Below are 19897 nucleotides of genomic sequence, written 5' to 3'. Positions count from 1 at the left end.
AGATGCCCCAAGGATGAGTATAGGTTAAGGTTAGGCTTTGGTTGCATAGGACTCGGTTTAAAATTTTAAAGTGGGTAGAGTATCCAGCAGTCTCGTACTAGGTGCGTTGGCTTCAGAAACGGCTTTTTTAACTAAGGGGCGATCGCCTTAGATTTGACAGATATTTTACAAATCGATCGACAGACAATACCGAGCCGCGATCGCTTGTATGATAAAATATCCAAGCTGTCGCCCAACAACCCATATATATACTGACCCTAATCGCCTTTTTCAAAAACGTGTGTGATCCGCGCCACAATTCACCGAAATTGACTTTTTTGAAAGCTGCAAATTAGATCGACCTTGAGCTTTTAGTCTGCTACTGATAACTAATGACTAATGACTAATAACTCAATTACTAAAAGGGTAACTATGAAAAAAGTAGCCGTGTTTGGCAATGCGGGAGGCGGTAAATCAACTCTCAGCAAGAGATTATCGGAAATCACTGGTTTGCCACTTTACATCTTGGATAAGATTCAATATCAATCTGGGGGCGCTGAGGTTCCCTATGAAGAATACAAGCATACCCATGAGAAAATTCTGGCGACCGATCGATGGATTATTGACGGGTTTGGTTGCAGGGAAACCCTCTGGCTGCGACTCAATGAGGCGGATAGTCTGGTTTTTGTCGATTTACCACTATACGTGCATTTTTGGTGGGTGACTAAACGGCTGATTTCAGGTAGCTTTATACCCCCAGAAGGCTGGCCTGAAAACAGTCCGATATTGAAGAGTTCAATTAATAGTTACCGCGCTCTTTGGTTGTGTCACAAGTATTTGACTTCCAGATATCGGGAGTATGTCGATCGCGCTCAAAATACCAAAAGTGTTTATCACATCAGATCCACTGAAGAGATTGCACAATTTTTGGAATCGGTATTGCAAATGACTGATGACTAATGACTTGGGAATGGGGAATGGGGAATGGGGAATGGGGAATAACCAATAACCAATAACCAATAACCAATAACCAATAACAACTGACTACTGACTACTGACTACTGACTACTGACTGCTGACTGCTGACTACTAACTAATTGATGCTACAGCCGATCGCAAATTGCCTTGAAATTCGCCCAAAATGCGATCGCACTCTTCCTTCTCCAAACCAGTCCAGTGCATCATCAAAGCTAATTTAACAGACTTGCCGCTTTTTTCGAGCAAAAAACCCGCTTCATCCCGGTTCAAATCAGTCAAATCCTGCAACATCCGCACAGCCCGATCGCGCAATTTCTTATTAGTCACCGCCACGTCAACCATCCGATTGCCGTAAACCTTCCCCAGCTTCACCATTACCCCAGTCGAAATGATATTTAAAGCCATTTTTGTTACTGTACCGGCTTTCAAGCGCGTCGATCCCGCCACTACCTCCGGGCCAACCAACAACCGAATATCAACATCAGCCTCAAAATTCACTTGTTCGACGGGTACGCAGGCCATAAACACAGTCTTCGCCCCCCGCTGGCGCGCCGCCTGCAAAGCGCCCGCGACAAACGGTGTCGTACCTCCAGCCGTAATCCCGACAACTACATCTAAGTTGGTAATTTGACGGTGGGCGATCGCCTCAGCCCCATCCTCAGCCCGATCCTCCAAATCCTCCGAACTCCGCACCAAAGCCCCCGCACCCCCGGCAATTATGCCCTGTACGAGTTCTGGCGGCGTGCAGAAGGTGGGGGGACACTCGGCCGCATCCAGCACCCCCAAACGCCCGGAAGTACCGGCACCGACATAAAACAGGCGGCCTCCTTGACGCAGAGACTCGGCGGCGATGTCGATCGCTCGGGCTAACTGTTCGCGGGTACGGGCGATCGCGCTTAAGGTTTGGGCGTCTTCCCGGTTGAACAAGTCCACTAATTCGATCGAACTGAGTTGGTCTAAATTCTCGCTGTTGGCATTCACCTGTTCCGTCAGCAGATGGCCCCGTTCTTCCAAATTCTTCATTTTTTGTCAGTTGTTAATTGTCAGTTGTCGGCCTTCAAGCGAAGTCAAGAGACATAAAGAGTCCCAGCTTAAGCCTAGGGCCTCTATATACAAATGGAGCCTAGGATTGAAAAAGCTCGAAGATATCAAATTTATCCTTCTTCCCTCTTCCTCCTTCTCTCTTCCCTCAAGATCCATCCGTTAAATCCGCTACAGAATCCTTTGCCGAACCTTCCTTTTACAAAAGTCCTTCGAGTCGGCGGCGAATAGAATCCAGTTCGTTTTGGGAAACGTCAGAATCCGGCTCCGGCTCTGGCTCAAGCTCCGCCTGCCACTGAGTCTGTGTTACATTGTCTTCTGGCGGAATTGCCAGCGCGCCCGCCGGTACCAGTTCCCAATCATAATCAACACTATCGCAGAACTCCTTAATTTCCTCATCGTCGATCGCCTCGACAGTGGGCTCTGGGAAATCCTGAGCTTCCAACATCACGCCAAAGCGGGTGGCGTCGTCTTCTGACTCAAACATCAGAACTTTATTGCGATCGCCGAGTTGAATGGTATGAATTCCCTCATTCTCGGTGCGGGCATTGAAGAGTAAGACGAACACTCGCATAAGTTTTAAAGACCTTCTTAACCACCGTTTTTTTATCTTAGGAGCGATCGGGCCACCGAGCAGTCGATTTTAAATTTTAGATTTTAGATTTTAGATTTTAGATTGACTCCCGATCTTGCACGCGCGGGGATCGAGAGGATTTTGGGGAGTTAGAATACTTGGTGTTAGGTTGTGTTGCGTGTTTTGATTAAGTTTGGTAAAGGTTCTTGGACTCTGCCGCCGAGTGTGGAACGTGAATCTTGAAATTCGATCCTCTGCGAGGGCTTCGCTAAAGCGCCACCGGCACTTCCCGCCTCAGTCCTGAGTCTACCAAAGGCAGAAGGTACGCTTACGAAGCACAAAAATTATACCTGTCTAAAACCCGCTGATTTCCTCAATTCCTGAATTCTCACAAGCTTTGAGAAACACCCATGACTAACTCGGACGATGACACAAATCAACTCGCACCCCGCCCCCACCGCCGCTGGTGGCGTCTGGTGCTGCTTAGCGGTACGGGATTGGGCATTATCGCCTTGGTTGGGGCGGCGGTAGCACACCAGTGGGTGCGGGAGAAGTTAGCTCCTTTGGTGGAAACTGAAGTCAGTCAGTTGCTGAAGCGCCCTGTGCAACTCGGACGTTTGGAGGGATTTTCTCTGACAAGTTTGCGGTTTGGCCGATCGACTTTACCTGCAACTCCTACCGATCCGGATTACGCTTCTACAGAAGCAGTGGAAGTGCAATTTTCGGTTTGGCCGCTGCTGTTCAACCGCACTCTCAAATTAGATATTACCTTAGTTAAACCCAGCGCTTATATCGAACAGGATGCTAAAGGCCGGTGGGTTAATATTCCAACGGCAGAGCAGAAATCTCCGGGTTTATTTAAAACTGAAGTTGAAGCAATTCGAGCTGAAAATGCCGCGGCAGTTTTGGTGCCGAGTCCCGCAGTCGGACAAAAAACTTCTGCTCCTATTTCTGTAACTATAAAAAATGGCAGTGCTCTATTTCGCGACCAAAATCACCGCGTTCTCTACGAAGTAAACGGTCAGTTTACTAACAGCGATAATTTTATACTGAAAGCTGATTCTCTGTTACCTGCGGCTCAAACTAACCTGCAATTGCAAGGTCAAAACTTGCCTTTGTCCGACCTCGCTCGACTGCTGAAACTTCCCGGCATTTCTTTACAAAAAGGTCTGGCTAATGGCAATTTGACCGTGCAATTGCGAGACAATAAAGTATCGGGAATTGTGGGAACGGCTAGTTTTGGAGGAGTGCAAGCGAGTATTGCTCCGCTGAAACAAATTATACAAAATAGCAGCGGTCAGTTGCGGTTTCAGGGAACTAATTTGATTGTCGATAGTCTGGCGGCTAATTACGGTCTAATTCCGCTGAAAATAGCAGGAACAGTTGCCACTGGAACTAATTTTAATTTGGAGCAAGCTAGCTTCGATCTGACAACTAACGTGCAACCAGTTGCTTTTGCAAGTGTTGTCAGTGCGGTGGAGACAGAGTTAGGGCAGAAAGTAGTATTGCCGGTTGCTGTTGCGGGGGAGGTGAAGGCGGATGTCAAGCTGACTGGAACCGTCGATCTGCCGGTGCTGACAGGTGCGATCGCCTCGACAAAACCCGCCACAGTCGATCGACTGCAATTAAACAATATTAGCACTAATTTCAAATTGCAACGGGGGAGAATGGCTCAAACCCCAACTCCCAATTCTCAATCTTCTATTCCCCCGTTTTCCTCTTTAGCTTTGACTTTGAGCGATATTTTGGTAGTGCCGGCGGCGGGTGGTAAAATTGGCGGGAAAGGTGAAGTTGATATTGCTTTGGGAAGTGAGAATTCGCGATCGGGTTTGGTGTTTGATTTACAAGCTGAAAACTTGCCCGCAGATGCGATCGCCCAAATTTACGCTCTCCCAATTCCTGCTACTGTTAAAATTGGCACTGTCTCCGCCAAAGCTCAAGTTTTCGGCCCCTTAGACAACATTCAAGCTAGAGTTCAATGGCAAGCACCGCAAGGGACTTTCCCCGCATCCGGCGAAATTCGAGCCGGAGGCAATTCGGCGGATTTGCAAAATACGGTTGTGAAAATTGGCGACGCTTCTGTTAACGTGGATGCTGCGCTAAAAGACCGTCAGTGGGAAGCTATGATCGAGGGCAATAGCGTGGCCCTTAACCGTTTGCAGCAAGTGGTACCGGGGCTTAATTTCCCTCCTGAACTAGCGGGTTTGTTCAGCGGAACCGTCGAAGCAGCAGGAACTCTGGACGATTTGAGTTTAAATGCGATCGCTGCGACGGGCAAAGGAACGCTGAATATTGCTGACAGTATAGTGGATGTTAATGGCGAACTAAAATCGGGGAACTGGCAAGTTGTTGGCAACACTGAAAAAGTAGCTGTCAATCAATTAATTGATATTGGATTGCCGTTTTTAGCACGTGCTAATTCTAACAATTCAACCGCCAATCTAGACAATGTAAAATCCAAAATCCAAAATCTAAAATCGCTCGGCGGACAGCTAGCAGGTGAATTTAAAGCCGCGGGCAATGTTGACAATTTGACTGCCGGCGGAATCAATATTAATGCCAACGGCAGGCTCAATTTTGCCGACAGCAATGTCAATTTAAACGGAGAATTGGTAGCGGGAAACTGGCAAGCAAAAGCAGAAACAGATCGCACTTCGATCGACCGCTTAGTAGATTTGACACTGCCGATTTTAGATGTGGCTTCAGCATTCAATCCCGAAAATCAGCAATCTGCCAATCTCAACAATCTCAAATCCAAAATCCAAAATCTAAAATCGCTCGACGGACAGCTATCGAGTCAATTTACAGCATCGGGAAGTCTTGACAATTTGACTGCTAGCAGCATCAATGCCAGCGGCAGCGGCAGAGTCAATCTTGCCGGCAGCAATGTTAATTTTAAAGGAGAATTGGCTGGGGGAAATTGGCAGGGAACGGCAGAAACCGATCGCACTTCCATCAGCCGCTTAGTAGATTTAGGATTGCCCCTGTTAGATGTTGGCTTGGCTTTCACTGCTGACAATCCCCAAACAGTCGCCAATCTCAACAATCTAAAATCCAAAATCCAAACTCTAAAATCGTTAGACGGACAAATATCGAATCAAATTCAAGCCCGCGGCAATCTTGATAATTCAACCGCCGCCGATATTTCTGTCAACAGCAGCGGCAAACTCAATATTGCCGACGGTGCTGTCGCTTTTAGAGGTAAATTAGAAGACAGACGCTGGCAAGCTTTCGCCGATGCCGATCGAGTTATTCTCAGCCGCTTAGAACAAACTGTTCGCAATCTCCAACTGTTTCCGCTGACGGCGACTTTGCCTAAAGGATTTGACGGCAGAGTTAACGGCGAATTCCAAGCAGCGGGCAGTTTGGATAACTTGACAGCCAAGGGAATTAGTGGTAGCGGAGAAGGGCGGATTTTGGTCGATCGACTCGGGGCGATCGATACTACGGCAAAATTAGAAAACGGCAACTTGCAAGCATTGCTGGAAACAAACGGAATTGCCGTCAGTAATTTAGAACAAACCCTCAAACAAACAGGTTTGCTGACAGCGGATTTACCGCCAGAAATTAACGGAACCCTCGACGGTCAAGTCCGCATTTTGGGAACAGTAGATAATCTAACCGCCAACGGCATCACCGCCAACGGCGACGGACAAATTCGACTCGCCAACGGCGGAGGAATTGTCAATGCTAAAGGCAGCGCCGCATCGGGGAATTGGCGCGCGTCAATCGAGGGCCAGCAAATTGCTATAAGTCGATTCCAGCAAGCTTTTGAGTCGCAGCGACAAAGCTTGCAAGCGCAAGGCGTAGTATCTGATGCCCCAAATCTCCCCCAGCTTCAAGGACTGTTTAACGGCAATATCAATTTATCCGGGCCGATTGCCGCTTCCCCGCAAACAGTTCGCGCCGGCGGCAGTTTCCGCATCTCGGAATTGCCGTTTGTGAAACAACCTTTTGAGGCAGTATTTAATTGGGACGGCAAACGGGTGGAAATTGAGAACGCCACAACTCCCGGTTTGACAGCAAACGGCTTTGTTAACGTCGAACTCGCAGGTAAAGGAGGGCCCTCAATTTCCAACTTAGATTTGGATGTCAGACTCGCCAACTTTAACCTGGAAGCCTTACCGGCAGAACAACTAGGATTTTTGTCACCAATTGGTGACAAAAATGCTTCCGAGAAAAACCAGCCCCTGCGCGGCAATGTCGATTTTACCGGCCGCCTCACCGGAACCCTCGCCGCCCTCAACTTAGTTGGCGACGTGGAAGTGCGGGATTTAGCAGTAAATCAAATCGCTTTTGACCCGGTACTGGCGGGGAGTGTGAATGCAGATGCTGGGAAAAGTGTAGATTTGCGTTTGGCCGGCGCAAGCGACAAAATTCAAGTAGCTTTAAATCAATCTTTTCTGCCGACATCTTTCTTAATTCAACGCGGGGAATCTGTCGCTAGGGGCCAAACCGAGGGAGAAACTTTGCGAGTTAATTTAAGCGATTTTCCCCTTGCTGCTTTGAATCTATCACCCGGTAAAGAGGCCGGTTTGGGGCCGATAACCGGTACGGTTTCGGGACAAGTAAATGTGCCCGGTTGGAAGCTGCCGTTAAATCCGGCGACTTTGCAAGCAAGCGGACAAATTGCGATCGCCCAACCGGCGATCGGCTACATTAAAGGTGACAGTTTCCAAGCCGAATTTAGCTACGCTAACGGCAGCGCCACTCTCACAAATGGCATATTCCGCCAAGGCAGCGGTCAATACTTAATTTCCGGTAATGTTCAAACAGGCGCAAACCCGAAATTTGCCGGGAAAGTTAACGTACAGCAAGGCAATTTGCAGCAGGTTTTAGCCGCTTTGCAATATTTCAATTTAGGCGACTTGGCTAGAGGCTTAAAACCTCCCGTTTACGGTGACAGTGGCGACGTGCAAACTGTGGCAGTCGGAGAACCGGATGCCCCGCTAATCGAACAGTTGCGCCGCTTGGCAGAAATAGAAACAATTTTGCAGCAGCAGCAGGCCGTGAAATCATCAGAAAAATTGCCTGCGCTATCTGAATTGCAAGGCACTTTTGGCGCGGAAATTGCTGTCGCCGGTTCTTTGCAAACGGGGGTGCAAGCTCAATTTAACGTGAAAGGCGATAACTGGCAGTGGGGACAATATGTCGCTGAAAAGTTCAGCATTGAAGGCAGTTTTCAGGACGGGATCTTAACTGTTTTGCCTTTGGAAATTCGATCGGGAAAAAGTGCGATCGGCTTTTCGGGACAACTCGGGCAAAAAGCTCAATCCGGGCAGTTGCGGGTAGAAAATGTCCCCGTGGAAGAGTTGGCAAAACTGGTGGAATTGCCTTTTGTGGATGTCACGGGAAATTTGAATTTGCGGGCGAATTTGGCCGGCAGTTTGGAAAACCCGCAAGCCACCGGAGAATTGAGTTTGGTTGAGGGTACGCTAAACGGAGAACCGATTAAACAAGCCGACGGCAGTTTCAGTTACAGCAATGCCCGCCTGAATTTTGGCGGCAGCGCTTTGGTAACTCAAACTGAACCGATTGAGGTGCAGGGAAGTTTGCCTTTTGAGTTGCCTTTTGCAGCGGTGAAAGCTGATAGCAATCAAATCGATTTGAGGGCGAATTTGCAAAATGAAGGTTTGGCAATTATTAATGTATTGACTCCGCAAGTTGCGTGGGTCAGCGGCAAGGGACAGGTGCAAATTCGCGTAGGAGGGACGCTGCAAGACCCTGTAGCGCAAGGAATTGCGAATTTTGAAAATGCAACTGTCCGCGCGAGAGCCTTCCCAGAACCGCTGACAGGGCTGACTGGGACGGTGCGCTTTGAGGGCGATCGAATTCGGGTAGAGGGAATTCGGGGACAGTTGAGTCAGGGACAAGTTGTCGCCCAGGGCGTGATTCCGCTGTCTGTGCCCTTCGCGGAGGGCGATGTCGATGCGGCTAATCCCCTGGCTGTGAATTTAGACAAGTTAGCCGTCAATCTCAGAGGATTGTACAGCGGCGGCGTTGTCGGTCAAGTGCAAGCAAGGGGCACGGCTAGGCGCCCGCAGTTGAGCGGTAATATTGAACTGTACAACGGCGAAGTATTTCTTCGGAGTCCCGGCGGCGGCACAACTGAGTTAGCTTCTTCCTCTTCTGCTTCTGATTCTGATTCTCCTTCCACATCTTCCCCTTCCCCTGCGACTGATGTTTCTGCTTCCCCTTCTGCTGCGACTTCCCCTTCCCCTTCCCCTTCTCCTTCCCCTTCCTTTGAAGTTGGATTAAACGATTTGCGGCTGAATTTGGGCCGGGGAATTCGGGTAACAAGTGCGCCGATATTGAGTTTTCAGGCGACTGGGGGCTTGACGGTGAACGGAACTTTAGATGACCTTCGCCCGGAGGGTACGATTCGGTTGACTTCCGGGTCGGTGAATTTGTTTACAACGCAGTTTAGACTCGATCGAGGATACCCCCAGACTGCTACCTTTATACCAACACAAGGACTCGATCCGACGCTGGATGTGAGATTAGCAACTTCGGTGCAGGAAGTAACGCGGTTCCGCACTCCCGGCGCATCTGTAGCCTCTGAAATAGCAGACGAACCGACAACTTTCGGCAATGTGCGGAGTGTCCGAATTCAAGCGTTAGTGCAGGGAAGGGCTTCTCAGTTGGCCGAAAGTCTGGAGTTAAGGAGCTCTCCGAGTCGATCGGAAACAGAGATTGTAGCGCTATTGGGTGGCAGTTTCGTGCAGACTTTGGGACAGGGAGACAGTACACTGGCGATCGCAAATTTAGCCGGTGCGGGTTTATTGAACAACATTCAATCTGCGATTACTAACGCTACAGGATTGAGCGAATTTCGCTTATTTCCCACTCGGATTAGAGGGAACGAAGCACAAACAGCTAGTTCCAGTTCGGGTGCGGGTTCTCTTGGTTTAGGTTTAGAAGTTGGCTTTGACATCACGCGCAATATTTCAGCATCAATCATTCGAGTTTTGTCAGCAAATCAACCGACTGAATTTACTGTGCGCTATCGATTGAGCGATAAACTTTTACTCAGGAGTTCCAGTAATTTTCAAGGAGACAACCGCGTCACTGCCGAATATGAATTGAGGTTTTAGTTAGTCCAAAATACAGTCTACAAAAAGCTGACTATCCTCAATGAGGAATCGAAAAAGTGAACAGAAGAGAAGCCATCAAATTGATAACAGTAAGTATTACTTCTTTAATAGAGACAATATATTACTCGGGAGACCAATATATGCTTGGAAGTACGGTTAAAAATCATTATGACTGGATATTACTATACTGGATGCCCTACGACAATAATCTCTCAAGATTCGGACAACCAATTCTTCAAATGCTAAGTAAAGGTGTAAAAAATGACAAGGTTTTGGTAGTCGTACAATCAGACTTTAGTGGAGCAGCACAAGTTTCTAGAAGCATCATTAGCCAAGGTAAAGTTGATACGCAATACTTAGAAACAGCAGATAGTAGTAGTCCAGAAGTCTTGAGTGAGTATCTGACTTGGGCACAATCTCAATTTCAAGCCAGACGCTGGGCTATTGTGTTTTTAGGTCATAGTGGAACGCTTATGGAAATAAGCCCCGACGAACATCCCACCTCCCCTTCAATTGCAGAAATTAGATGGATGAATCTTCAAAAAATAAATCAACTTATATTGGATTTTAACCAATCTGTAAAGGGAAATCTAGAATTATTATTTTTCCAAAATTGTAATAAAGGAAATATTGAAGTACACCATACCTTCCAAAATACTGCTAAGTATACGCTTTCATCTCAACTCCAACTTGGAGCGCCCAATTACTATTATGAGCAATTGTTAAGTGATTTGAGCGATTATCCCGACATTGATGGTTCTCAGCTAGCTAAAAAGATTATGGATTATGAACATCCTGATATGTATCATACTTTGACATTAACTAACAATCATTATTTTCGCTATTTGCCGGAAAAAGTTAATGTTGTGATTGATTCTATTTTGCAAGCAGATATTGCGCCTGTGAAAGTTTTTATATCCTCAATTTTAGGGCCTGAAGTCAATTTTTACAATAACACTACTGTAGTTTATCATAGCTCTGGAGAAACCTTTGTTGATTTCGCAAATTTTTTACAAAAACTTACCCAATTATCAGGTGCAAGTCCGTCAGCTTGTAACGATTTATTGTTATTTTTAAATAATTTTCTTATTCAGAGAGTGCAACAGAATGGTGAATTACTTGACTCAAGAATTAGACATAAGTATAAAAACTTATCAGGCTTAGGTTTATTTTTACCTAGAAATCGGCAGAAGCTGGAAAAGTATTTGTATTTATCGGTTTATTCAGACTTAAAGCTTGTAGAGCTTTTTGAGGCCGTTGTATTTGAGACAAAAAAGAACTAAAGATATTTGGAATATTTTACTTTCCCGACTTCACAGAAGCAGTCAGGGAAGTAAAACAACAGCCAGCATTCGCTCCCAATTCCCAATTCCCACGTCCCAATGCTATAATATAAATAGCAGAATCAAAGCCCTGCTGCCAACCCCGCACACAAGGTTATAGGAGTTAAGTCAAATGGCAAACAAACTCCAAGTAAAAACAGAGTCGATCGGCTACAGCGACTTTTACTGGAACCGCTTTAGTCCGAGAGTGGCGACTATCAGCAGCGTCCGCAACGCCAATCACTGGGACGGCGGATTTATCACCTATATTGCATTTCCCACAAAAGTAGAAGCTACAGCAGCAATGAAATATTTGCTCTTGCATCAAAAAGCTGGTGATGTCGATATGCGGAAAGCCAAGCGAATGAAAGCAAAAGGCATTCGGTGGGAACTCAAAATTCGGGGTTTAGCTTTTAATGAAGTGCTGAAACTGGCAACAATGGATATAACTGGAAAGCTAGTTATGTCGCCTGCAACTACTACTGAAGCCACAGGCTGATAATTGAAAAACTTCGTAGTTGCGCTAAGCGTGCTAAAGCGCAACTACCAACCTAAAAATCCCTAAAATATTGCATTTTCCTTCTTCCTTCTTCCCTCTGCCCTCTTCCTTCTATAATATGCGTTTTATCAGCCCCAAAACAGACTTTGCATTCAAAAGAATATTCGGTTCTTCCGAACATCCAGAAATTTTAATCAGCTTCCTAAATGCAATGCTGTATAACGGAGAACCAACAATCCAAGAAATAGAAATCATTGACCCTTATTCAGCAGGAAGCGTTACAGGATTGAAAGACACTTACCTGGATGTCAAAGCCAAGATTACCGGCAACAAAACCGTGATTGTGGAAATGCAGGTACTCAACGTCGCCGCCTTTGAAAAACGGGTAGTATACAATGCAGCCAAAACCTATTCTACTCAACTAAAAGCTGGAGAAGGTTATTTAAAGTTAAATCCGGTTATTGCTTTAACCATCACCGACTTTATCTTATTTGAAAACACCGAAAAACTAATCTCTAACTTTGAATTCACAGAAACCGAAGAGAAATTCGTTTATCCCAACTGCGAGTTAAAGCTAGTGTTTGTCGAGTTGCCGAAATTCAAAAAAGAATTAAATGAACTCGAAAATCTGCCGGAAAAATGGATCTACTTTATGAAAAACGCGCCCTCTTTAGAAGCAGTACCAGATACATTGGGGTCTATTGAAGAGATTAATACCGCGCTGGAAATTGCCAACCGAGCAAATTTGACACTTGACGAATTGAATGATGTAGATAAGCGAGAAATGTTTATCCAAGACCAAATCGGGTCTGTGATGAAAGGGATAGAAATTGGTATACAACAGGGGATTGAACAGGGAATCGAACAAGGAATCGACAGGGGTAAAATTGAAGGAGAAATAGGATTAATTATGCGTCTACTCGTGCGGCGGGTGGGTGATGTTACACAGGAAGTTCAAACTCGCATTCAGGGGTTATCTGGGGAACAGTTAGATGATTTGGGAGAGGCTTTGTTGGATTTTAGGAGTCAAGAGGATTTGATTGCGTGGTTGGAGTCGGCGGCGGGATGAACTGAGGAGTTAAACACAGAGGCAGGGATTTTTAACCCGGATTTGGTAGAATTCTCTATCTCTGCATTCATTTAAACTTTAGTATCTGCGGGAACTTCCCTCTGTACCAGCATCCAACCTAACAGCGCTAAAATAAGACCGAGAATGAGAAATCCTAAATCCCAAGCTAACTCGTTGATACCGGGTTTGACGTGGTGGATTCCCAAAATTTGATGGTCAACAATGCCTTCAACAAAGTCAAACAATCCAGCACCAATTAATATTGAACCGAAAAAAGTTTGAGTTGACAAAGGAACATCTTTGCGCTTCACTGCACGCCACAAACAGAAGATACCCGCTACTGTTACCAACCAATCCGCAGCGTGAAACAATCCATCTCCGAGGGTATTTAATTCTAAACCGGCAACGGTAGCATCGGTTTTAACGCTACTAAACATATGGTGCCACTGGAGGAGTTGGTGCAGCACAATGCCATCAAAAAAGCCGGATTGACCGATACCGAGGAGAATTCCTGCGATAATTAGAGGTCGGCGGTTGTTAACAGCGGTGGCTGGTGAGCTTGTGCGATCGTCCAATGGAAAACCTCAGATTATTTAACTGCTGAGTCTGGGTCGGTGAAGGGATTTGCCAATACATTTTTTAGTTTTGCTGGGGAGGAGGGGCGATCGCATCATCCGCGAGATAGATTTATCGAGTGAAGTGCGATCGCGCCTTGATTTTTGATGGATGATGGAGAAGTGCGATCGAATCTTGCCTGCAATAACTTCTACAACACCATCCACATACTAATTGATAGTTTTCATTACGTTAAACCTCAACATATTTGCATAAAGTCCTGGCTTCAGGAATAGACGAACCAGATTGACGCAATTCTTCTAAATGAAAAACTATGGCTGCTTTAATTTGCTGTTCGACTTCCTCGATAGTTGTACCTGTTGCTACGCATCCGGGTAAATCTGGAACATAAGCAGAATAATTGCTTTCTGATTTCTGGATGGCAATTGCATAACGTATAATTTTGCTTTGACTATCTGCTTTTGCCTTGGCCAACACCATAGACCCTTCTAGCGTCAATTCCCATCTGTCGCGAGGCGAATTTGTTTCTACATATCGTTTAACCAAGCCATCAGCAGCCAGTTTTTTTAAGACAACCATCATGTCAGGTTCTCGCGGTACATCTCGACGGGAAAGTGCATTCGCGAGTTCGTACCAACTCCACTTTCCTTGACCTTTAGCTACTAATTCCAGCAGCACTAATTCAAGCTGGGTTAATTGAGTTAGGTTTTTCATCAAAATTCCTCTACGCTCGGATGAAATAAAACGCCGAATCCTTCTTTTAATTTATAATCTTCAAGAGTAGCTGTGTGAGCATTGTTCCAAAGTTCATAAGCCTCATCCGGATCAGCGGGTTGTCCAGTTGGGTAGCCAAGCTTTTTATACCTGAGATACTCGCGTAACTCGTGAGTATAAAAGCGTAAATCAACAGGCTCAGCTACAAGGGTTTTGGTGGCGAGACTTCTTAACCTTTCAACCATTCTTAGCTCAGCTTCACCAACTGGATTAAATCTGCGAACATGAGCTTCAACCAAGGCAACGCCTTTATCAGTAATTTTAACATTTTGATAAGATAAGTTGAGAATCTTTCCGCCAGCTTTCGAGGGATTGAAGGGTCTGCCACTTTTTGCACCTTTTTCTATCATTTTATTCGAGTGGCTTTAATCTATCTGTAGTTAACAAAGTTCTGAAACCTTTAGATGTTACACTTTACAAGTCTCGACGCGAGAGAAGAGACTTAACAAGCCACAAGCTAACCCCCCCTTACGTCCTCGGCCTGGGAGGTGACCTTCTGGTGCTTTGGTGTTAAATTTGAGATCTCTATAATCCAACTCGTTACTATTCACACGCCAACCCACCCGAGCGCCAAAAGCTTCCGAAATTTTTTTATCATATTCCCTGGTTCCCCCCAGACTTTCATAGATGCGTTTCTGCACCGAAAAGCCGAAACGTCCGTTACTGTATTTTACCCAAAGTTGGTCAATAGTTCGTAAGTCTTCACAGGGGAATTGATCGATCTCTTCAATGCTGAGCCACCTCTCCTCTGTTCTGCCTGCTGCTTCCAGCATCTTATTCGTCGTTTCCTCATCTGCCTTTTTCCATTCTCCAGTTGCCAGTAAATCGCGCAACTTAGTGTAGTCTAGTCCGCCTTCTGACTTGAGGGAAGCATCCGGCTCAATAGGAGTAAAATTAGGAGGTGCAGGTTGAGGGGATTTTTCGGTTGTAGCATTATTTTTAGAACTCGGTTGATATGGTATAGCTGCTGGCTGTATCTTGGCAACGGCAATTCTTTTTACTGCTTTAATCGCATCCATATCACCAGGAAATGCAACTAATACCCGAATCCATAACTGTTCTGCCAAATCTAGATTCTTGTTGAGTTCAGCCTGGGAAGCATCATACTTGAGCGTCCGCTCATCATCTAATGTGGCGTATTTCGGCAAAAGAATTAGGTGAGATTTTTCAATAGGTTCAGCAATAGTCAGAGGTGTTTGCTTGGGTTTCCCAAATTGGCGATTGAGTTCGGTTACTCGCTGGATTAAATATTGATTCAATCGTTCAACAGTCGCACATTGACCTTGAGTACCCAATCCTTCTAGTAACGCACAAGTAAAAACACCTTGCTGTAAATCTTCAATTTCATAAGATATCTGATTTGGACTACAGGAAGCAATGCTGATGACTCCCATTTGCCGCGCTTGTTCGGCGGTTTGACGGCCAATCCCCTCAACTGACTTTCCCTCATCGCGGCAAGCATCCAAAATCAAAATAATATTATCAGCCCCGCAGCGCCGCAAGCGTTGGATAATATAATTAACTGAAATATTACTATTTGCAATATCTTCGGGAAAACCGTCAGTCGGCATCAAATAATCGCACCCATTTTGACGAACTCCGTGACCGCTGAAGAAAAACCAAAAGTTATCTCCCGCACTCATAAAAGGCTGTTCAAACCTAACTTGCAACAACCGCATCACGTTCGATCTAGTAGGCAGCAACTGTTTTTCCGATGAGTCTTCCGAAAAATGGTAAACTTTCTCAAATCCCGCCTCATTGCAGAGAAAATCCCGCATTAATTCTGCATCCCGCTTAGCATATTTCAGCGGACGTTGCAGGTGTTCGTATTCATTAATCCCGATGACAACAGCCCAATTTTTCGCCATTTCACTTTGATTGTTCCCGTTTAAACTTGAGCTTTATCGCTCCTTTTCCTCCCGCTGCAGCCCCGTTACCGATGATGCTAATTTGTCCCTGACCGTTAATTTCCACCGATAGCTCAATTTCCTCTAACTCCATCTTAGACTTGCGATCGCGCTTCTCTTCACTGCGGATTAGCAGTCGATCGACAACTGCCAGCAAATGAGCCATTTCTTGCTCTAATGTCTCTACACTGACATTATGAATTCTAAATTCACCCGTGGCATCGAGAACTTTTGGCGGTTTAGAAGACTTTGACGGTGATTCCATATCCAAGAAAGGTGCTCCCCCCATTCCCAGACTTTTGCCACCATCAGCAGTAACGACTTGAGGCGACTCGCCCGGAATATTGCTGGTCACAATCCTAATCGTTTCATCTGGCATAAGTGTTTAAGACTCCAAACTATCGAGATATTTTTGCTAAATGCGATCGCCCACAATAATTTTAAATTGTACCTAAAATTTATCAACCGTTAAACCAGCCCCCGGATTCATCTGTGGAATGGGTATCTTGCCCGCCCCGAATGTTAAATTTTAATACTAAAAAATCGATCGCCCGATCGCCCAAAACTACATAATATGACTTACAAGTTCGATCGTACTTCTATCAAAAATCCTAAATCCCAAAACCTCTTTGCCCAAACAGGTCCTTTCTGTGCAAACCTAAAAAACAGCAGACACAATTTTATAAACTCTAATTACAGAACCCTAGCAACCAGTTATGCAAACTCTGCCGAACCCCACTAAAACCCTCACCACCGAACCAACCTTCGACACCACCATCAAACGCCGCAAAACCCGGCCCGTCAAAGTCGGTAGCGTCACCATCGGCGGCGGCTACCCCGTCGTCGTACAGTCGATGATTAACGAAGACACCCTCGACATCGACGGTTCAGTCGCCGGAATTCGGCGCTTGCACGAGATTGGCTGCGAAATCGTCCGCGTCACAGTGCCCAGCATGGCCCACGCCAAAGCTTTAGCCGAAATCAAGCAAAAACTGCACGCCACCTACCAACCCGTGCCCCTCGTGGCCGATGTCCACCACAACGGCATGAAAATTGCCCTCGAAGTGGCCAAACACGTAGACAAAGTGAGAATCAATCCCGGACTTTACGTGTTCGAGAAGCCGAAAGCCGACAGAACCGAATACACCGACAGCGAATTCGCGGAAATTGGCGCAAAAATCCGCGAAACCCTGGAACCTCTAGTGATTTCCCTGCGCGACCAAGGCAAAGCTTTGCGAATCGGCGTCAATCACGGTTCCCTCGCCGAACGGATGCTTTTTACCTACGGCGACACGCCCGAAGGCATGGTAGAATCGGCCCTGGAATTCATCAAAATTTGCGAATCCCTCGACTTCCGAAATATCGTACTTTCCCTGAAAGCCTCCCGCGCACCCGTGATGGTGGCTGCTTACCGCTTGATGGTGCACCGGATGGACGAACTCGGCATGGATTACCCGCTGCATCTCGGCGTCACGGAAGCAGGAGACGGCGAATACGGCCGCATCAAATCCACCGCAGGCCTCGCACCGCTGCTGACTGACGGTATCGGCGACACCATCCGCGTCTCGCTGACAGAGGCCCCAGAAAAGGAGATTCCCGTTTGCTACAGCATTCTGCAAGCCTTGGGACTGCGGAAAACGATGGTTGAGTATGTCGCTTGTCCTTCCTGCGGTCGCACTTTGTTTAATTTAGAGGAAGTGTTACACCAAGTGAGAGAGGCGACGAAGCATCTCACGGGTTTGGACATAGCAGTAATGGGCTGTATTGTCAATGGCCCGGGAGAAATGGCTGATGCTGATTACGGCTACGTCGGGAAGCAACCGGGTTATATTTCGCTGTACCGGGGCCGGGAAGAAATTAAGAAGGTGCCGGAAGACCGAGGCGTGGCAGAATTGATTGATTTGATTAAATCGGACGATCGCTGGGTCGAACCTGAGTAGGCTTGACTGGATTTAGTTTTGAGGTTTGGGGCGGGCAAGATGCCCACCCCACAAGAGTTGTTGTGGCACAGGCATCTTGCCTGTGGCTTCGGGGGCGGGCAAGATGCCCACCCCACAAGAGTTGTTGTGGCACAGGCATCTTGCCTGTGGTCAAAGGAATACAACTCGGCAAAGTTGAATAATAATATATGTACGCCAAACGCGAGCCGGCCTTGCCTGTGTTAGATTGAGCGTAATTATTCTGAACTCTTTTCCTCCCGCGCGTCAGACAAATGGTTATAACAAAACGAGGGCTTGTTCTAAGTGCAGCAGCGGTGGTACTCACTGCTGTAACTCTTGCGAACACTGGTTGCAGTTCTAAATCTCTGGCTTCTTTTCGGGGAAGCCCTAAAGAATTGGTTGATGAAGTTTGGCAGATTATTGACAAAAGTTATGTGGATGGCACTTTTAACCAGGTTGACTGGAAAGCGGTGCGGAATGATTATTTGAACCGGACTTATACCAGCGACGACGAGGCTTACAAAGCAATTAGGGAAATGCTGAAGAAGCTGGACGATCCTTATACGCGGTTTATGGACCCTGAAGAGTTCAAGAATATGCAGGTTGAAACTTCTGGGGAACTGACAGGAGTTGGGATTCAGTTGACTCAAGATGAGGAAACTAAGAAGTTGGTGGTGATTTCGCCGATCGAAGATACCCCTGCTTTTACTGCTGGTATTCTCGCAAAAGATATCATTACTAAGATTGACGGCAAGAGCACAGAAGGCATGGATACGAATCAAGCGGTAAGTTTGATTCGCGGCCAGGCGAATACTGAGGTGACGCTGACTATTTTGCGGAACAGCAAGGAATTAGAATTTAAGCTGAAACGCGCTAAAATTGAAATTCATCCCGTGCGGAAGTCGGTGCAGAAAACTCCCATCGGAGAAGTCGGCTATATTCGCTTAAATCAGTTTAGTGCCAATGCTGCATCGGAAATGCGATCGGCAATTAAGGATTTGGAACAGAAAAAGGTGACGGGCTATATTTTAGACTTGCGTTCCAATCCCGGCGGGTTGCTGTACGGAAGTATTGAAATTGCTCGGATGTGGCTCAAAGAAGGTACGATCGTCTCGACGGTCGATCGAGTGGGCGAGGCCGATAAACAAACGGCAAATAAGGCAGATCTCACAGACAAACCGTTAGTTGTACTGGTAGACGGCGGTTCAGCAAGTGCTAGCGAGATTCTATCCGGTGCTTTGCAAGACAACAAACGCGCGGTTTTGGTGGGAACAAAGACGTTTGGTAAAGGTTTAGTTCAGTCAGTACGCGGCGTGGGAAATGGTGCGGGTTTGGCGGTGACAATTGCCAAGTATTTTACTCCCAACGGCACTGATATCAACCACGCCGGGATTGAACCAGATTTTAAGGTAGAACTCACCGACGCTCAAAAACAGGAATTGAGGCGCGATCGCGATAAAATTGCTACGACGGCCGATCCGCAGTACGCGAAAGCTATGGAAGTTTTGACAAAGCAAGTTACTGGTAAAACAGGGAACAATAAGGCTGAGGCGAAACCGAATGCTGCGCCACCTAAGCCGACTGCGGCGCAGGCAAAACCGAGTGCAGCACCTTCTAAATCGAAGTAGAAAACCTGTTTAGGGTTTCAGTTAAAAAAAAGCATTCGGGGGAAGAATTACGGCTAAAAGCCCAGATTTTAAACTCGAATGCTTCGCTATTTTTTGGCGTGCGTCATTGCGACTCACGTTAGCTTTCGCGATTCAGAGGAAAGCAATCGCAATCCGTCATTGCGGCTGGCATTTGCCTGCGCGAATTAATCCGATGCGGCGGGCAATGGCATCTTCGGCAGAATCGTAAGGGCCCCACTTTTCAATAATACTAGGGTTTGGTTGTTCGAGTTGGGCGATCCTTTGCGAGGGCTCCGCCAATGCCAAAATTTCGCAATTACCAGCAGGACGCTTGACAATATAAAATTGTGGTGTTTCTGTCATAGCTAAATTCGTCAAATAAAAGCTGGATACTAACTAAGCAATTCGCTCATTATATCAAATAAGGAAACAGCACTACGGGAGCGTGTCACTTTTGCGATGAGTATAAATACTCGTGAACCCAGAATGACTTTTTTATCGATCATCAGTATAATA

The 19897-nt window shown here is 46.4% G+C and carries 16 protein-coding genes; 7 read left to right on the top strand and 9 right to left on the bottom strand.

What is annotated here, in order from left to right; all coding sequences use genetic code 11:
* Window positions 1-411: 411 nt before the first annotated feature.
* Window positions 412-939, top strand: coding sequence for an adenylate kinase (locus tag QUA78_RS23600; RefSeq protein ID WP_333399049.1), 528 nt, complete (start codon window positions 412-414; stop codon window positions 937-939).
* Between the two features lie 129 nt (window positions 940-1068).
* Here the strand turns inward: QUA78_RS23600 and murQ are convergent, their stop codons facing one another.
* Window positions 1069-1980, bottom strand: coding sequence for an N-acetylmuramic acid 6-phosphate etherase (murQ, locus tag QUA78_RS23595; RefSeq protein ID WP_333302948.1), 912 nt, complete (start codon window positions 1978-1980; stop codon window positions 1069-1071).
* Window positions 1981-2197: 217 nt separating this feature from the next.
* Complete coding sequence (locus QUA78_RS23590; protein WP_172192320.1) at window positions 2198-2572, bottom strand: DUF3110 domain-containing protein; 375 nt, start codon at window positions 2570-2572, stop codon at window positions 2198-2200.
* 410 nt (window positions 2573-2982) lie between these two features.
* On the opposite strand from QUA78_RS23590, the gene QUA78_RS23585 reads away from it, so the two are divergent.
* From QUA78_RS23585 to QUA78_RS23570, 4 genes are all read left to right on the top strand, one after another.
* Window positions 2983-9666 carry a translocation/assembly module TamB domain-containing protein gene (locus QUA78_RS23585; protein WP_333302950.1) on the top strand — a complete coding sequence of 2228 codons (6684 nt, stop codon included), beginning with the start codon at window positions 2983-2985 and terminating at the stop codon, window positions 9664-9666.
* 56 nt (window positions 9667-9722) lie between these two features.
* Entirely contained in the window at window positions 9723-10949 is a 1227-nt protein-coding gene (locus QUA78_RS23580) for a clostripain-related cysteine peptidase (RefSeq protein ID WP_333302952.1), read from the top strand.
* Window positions 10950-11121: 172 nt separating this feature from the next.
* Complete coding sequence (locus tag QUA78_RS23575; RefSeq protein ID WP_333302953.1) at window positions 11122-11487, top strand: hypothetical protein; 366 nt, start codon at window positions 11122-11124, stop codon at window positions 11485-11487.
* Between the two features lie 118 nt (window positions 11488-11605).
* The gene (locus QUA78_RS23570; protein WP_333302955.1) at window positions 11606-12556 is read left to right on the top strand and encodes an Rpn family recombination-promoting nuclease/putative transposase; all 951 of its coding nucleotides are present in this window, start codon (window positions 11606-11608) and stop codon (window positions 12554-12556) included.
* 71 nt (window positions 12557-12627) lie between these two features.
* On the opposite strand, the gene QUA78_RS23565 is transcribed toward QUA78_RS23570, so the two are convergent.
* From QUA78_RS23565 to QUA78_RS23540, 6 genes are read right to left on the bottom strand one after another with little or no spacing between them, the layout of a single operon-like run.
* On the bottom strand, window positions 12628-13131 hold the full coding sequence (locus QUA78_RS23565; protein ID WP_333302957.1) for a DUF2243 domain-containing protein: 504 nt from the start codon (window positions 13129-13131) through the stop codon (window positions 12628-12630).
* A gap of 18 nt (window positions 13132-13149) precedes the next feature.
* Window positions 13150-13338, bottom strand: coding sequence for a hypothetical protein (locus tag QUA78_RS23560; RefSeq protein ID WP_333302959.1), 189 nt, complete (start codon window positions 13336-13338; stop codon window positions 13150-13152).
* A 25-nt stretch (window positions 13339-13363) separates the two neighbouring features.
* Window positions 13364-13846: a type II toxin-antitoxin system HicB family antitoxin gene (locus QUA78_RS23555; protein ID WP_333302961.1), complete on the bottom strand. Its 483-nt coding sequence runs from the start codon at window positions 13844-13846 to the stop codon at window positions 13364-13366.
* Complete coding sequence (locus QUA78_RS23550) at window positions 13846-14256, bottom strand: hypothetical protein (protein WP_333302962.1); 411 nt, start codon at window positions 14254-14256, stop codon at window positions 13846-13848. The genes QUA78_RS23555 and QUA78_RS23550 overlap by 1 nt, the downstream gene beginning before the upstream one ends.
* A gap of 57 nt (window positions 14257-14313) precedes the next feature.
* Window positions 14314-15774: a GUN4 domain-containing protein gene (locus QUA78_RS23545; RefSeq protein WP_333302964.1), complete on the bottom strand. Its 1461-nt coding sequence runs from the start codon at window positions 15772-15774 to the stop codon at window positions 14314-14316.
* A 1-nt stretch (window position 15775) separates the two neighbouring features.
* Window positions 15776-16192, bottom strand: a complete 417-nt coding sequence (locus QUA78_RS23540) for a Pepco domain-containing protein (protein ID WP_333302966.1) — start codon at window positions 16190-16192, stop codon at window positions 15776-15778.
* Window positions 16193-16529: 337 nt separating this feature from the next.
* On the opposite strand from QUA78_RS23540, the gene ispG reads away from it, so the two are divergent.
* Complete coding sequence (gene ispG / locus QUA78_RS23535; RefSeq protein WP_333399048.1) at window positions 16530-17753, top strand: (E)-4-hydroxy-3-methylbut-2-enyl-diphosphate synthase; 1224 nt, start codon at window positions 16530-16532, stop codon at window positions 17751-17753.
* 272 nt (window positions 17754-18025) lie between these two features.
* Window positions 18026-19381 (top strand): carboxyl-terminal processing protease CtpC, encoded by a 1356-nt coding sequence (gene ctpC / locus QUA78_RS23530; protein ID WP_333399047.1) that lies wholly within the window; start codon window positions 18026-18028, stop codon window positions 19379-19381.
* A 156-nt stretch (window positions 19382-19537) separates the two neighbouring features.
* Here the strand turns inward: ctpC and QUA78_RS23525 are convergent, their stop codons facing one another.
* The gene (locus tag QUA78_RS23525; protein WP_333399046.1) at window positions 19538-19744 is read right to left on the bottom strand and encodes a DDE transposase family protein; all 207 of its coding nucleotides are present in this window, start codon (window positions 19742-19744) and stop codon (window positions 19538-19540) included.
* Window positions 19745-19897 lie beyond the last annotated feature (153 nt).

It is taken from the genome of Microcoleus sp. K4-B3 (genome assembly GCF_036704615.1).
Taxonomy (GTDB): Bacteria; Cyanobacteriota; Cyanobacteriia; order Cyanobacteriales; family Microcoleaceae; genus Microcoleus.
This window is presented reverse-complemented; position numbering and strand designations above follow the sequence as displayed.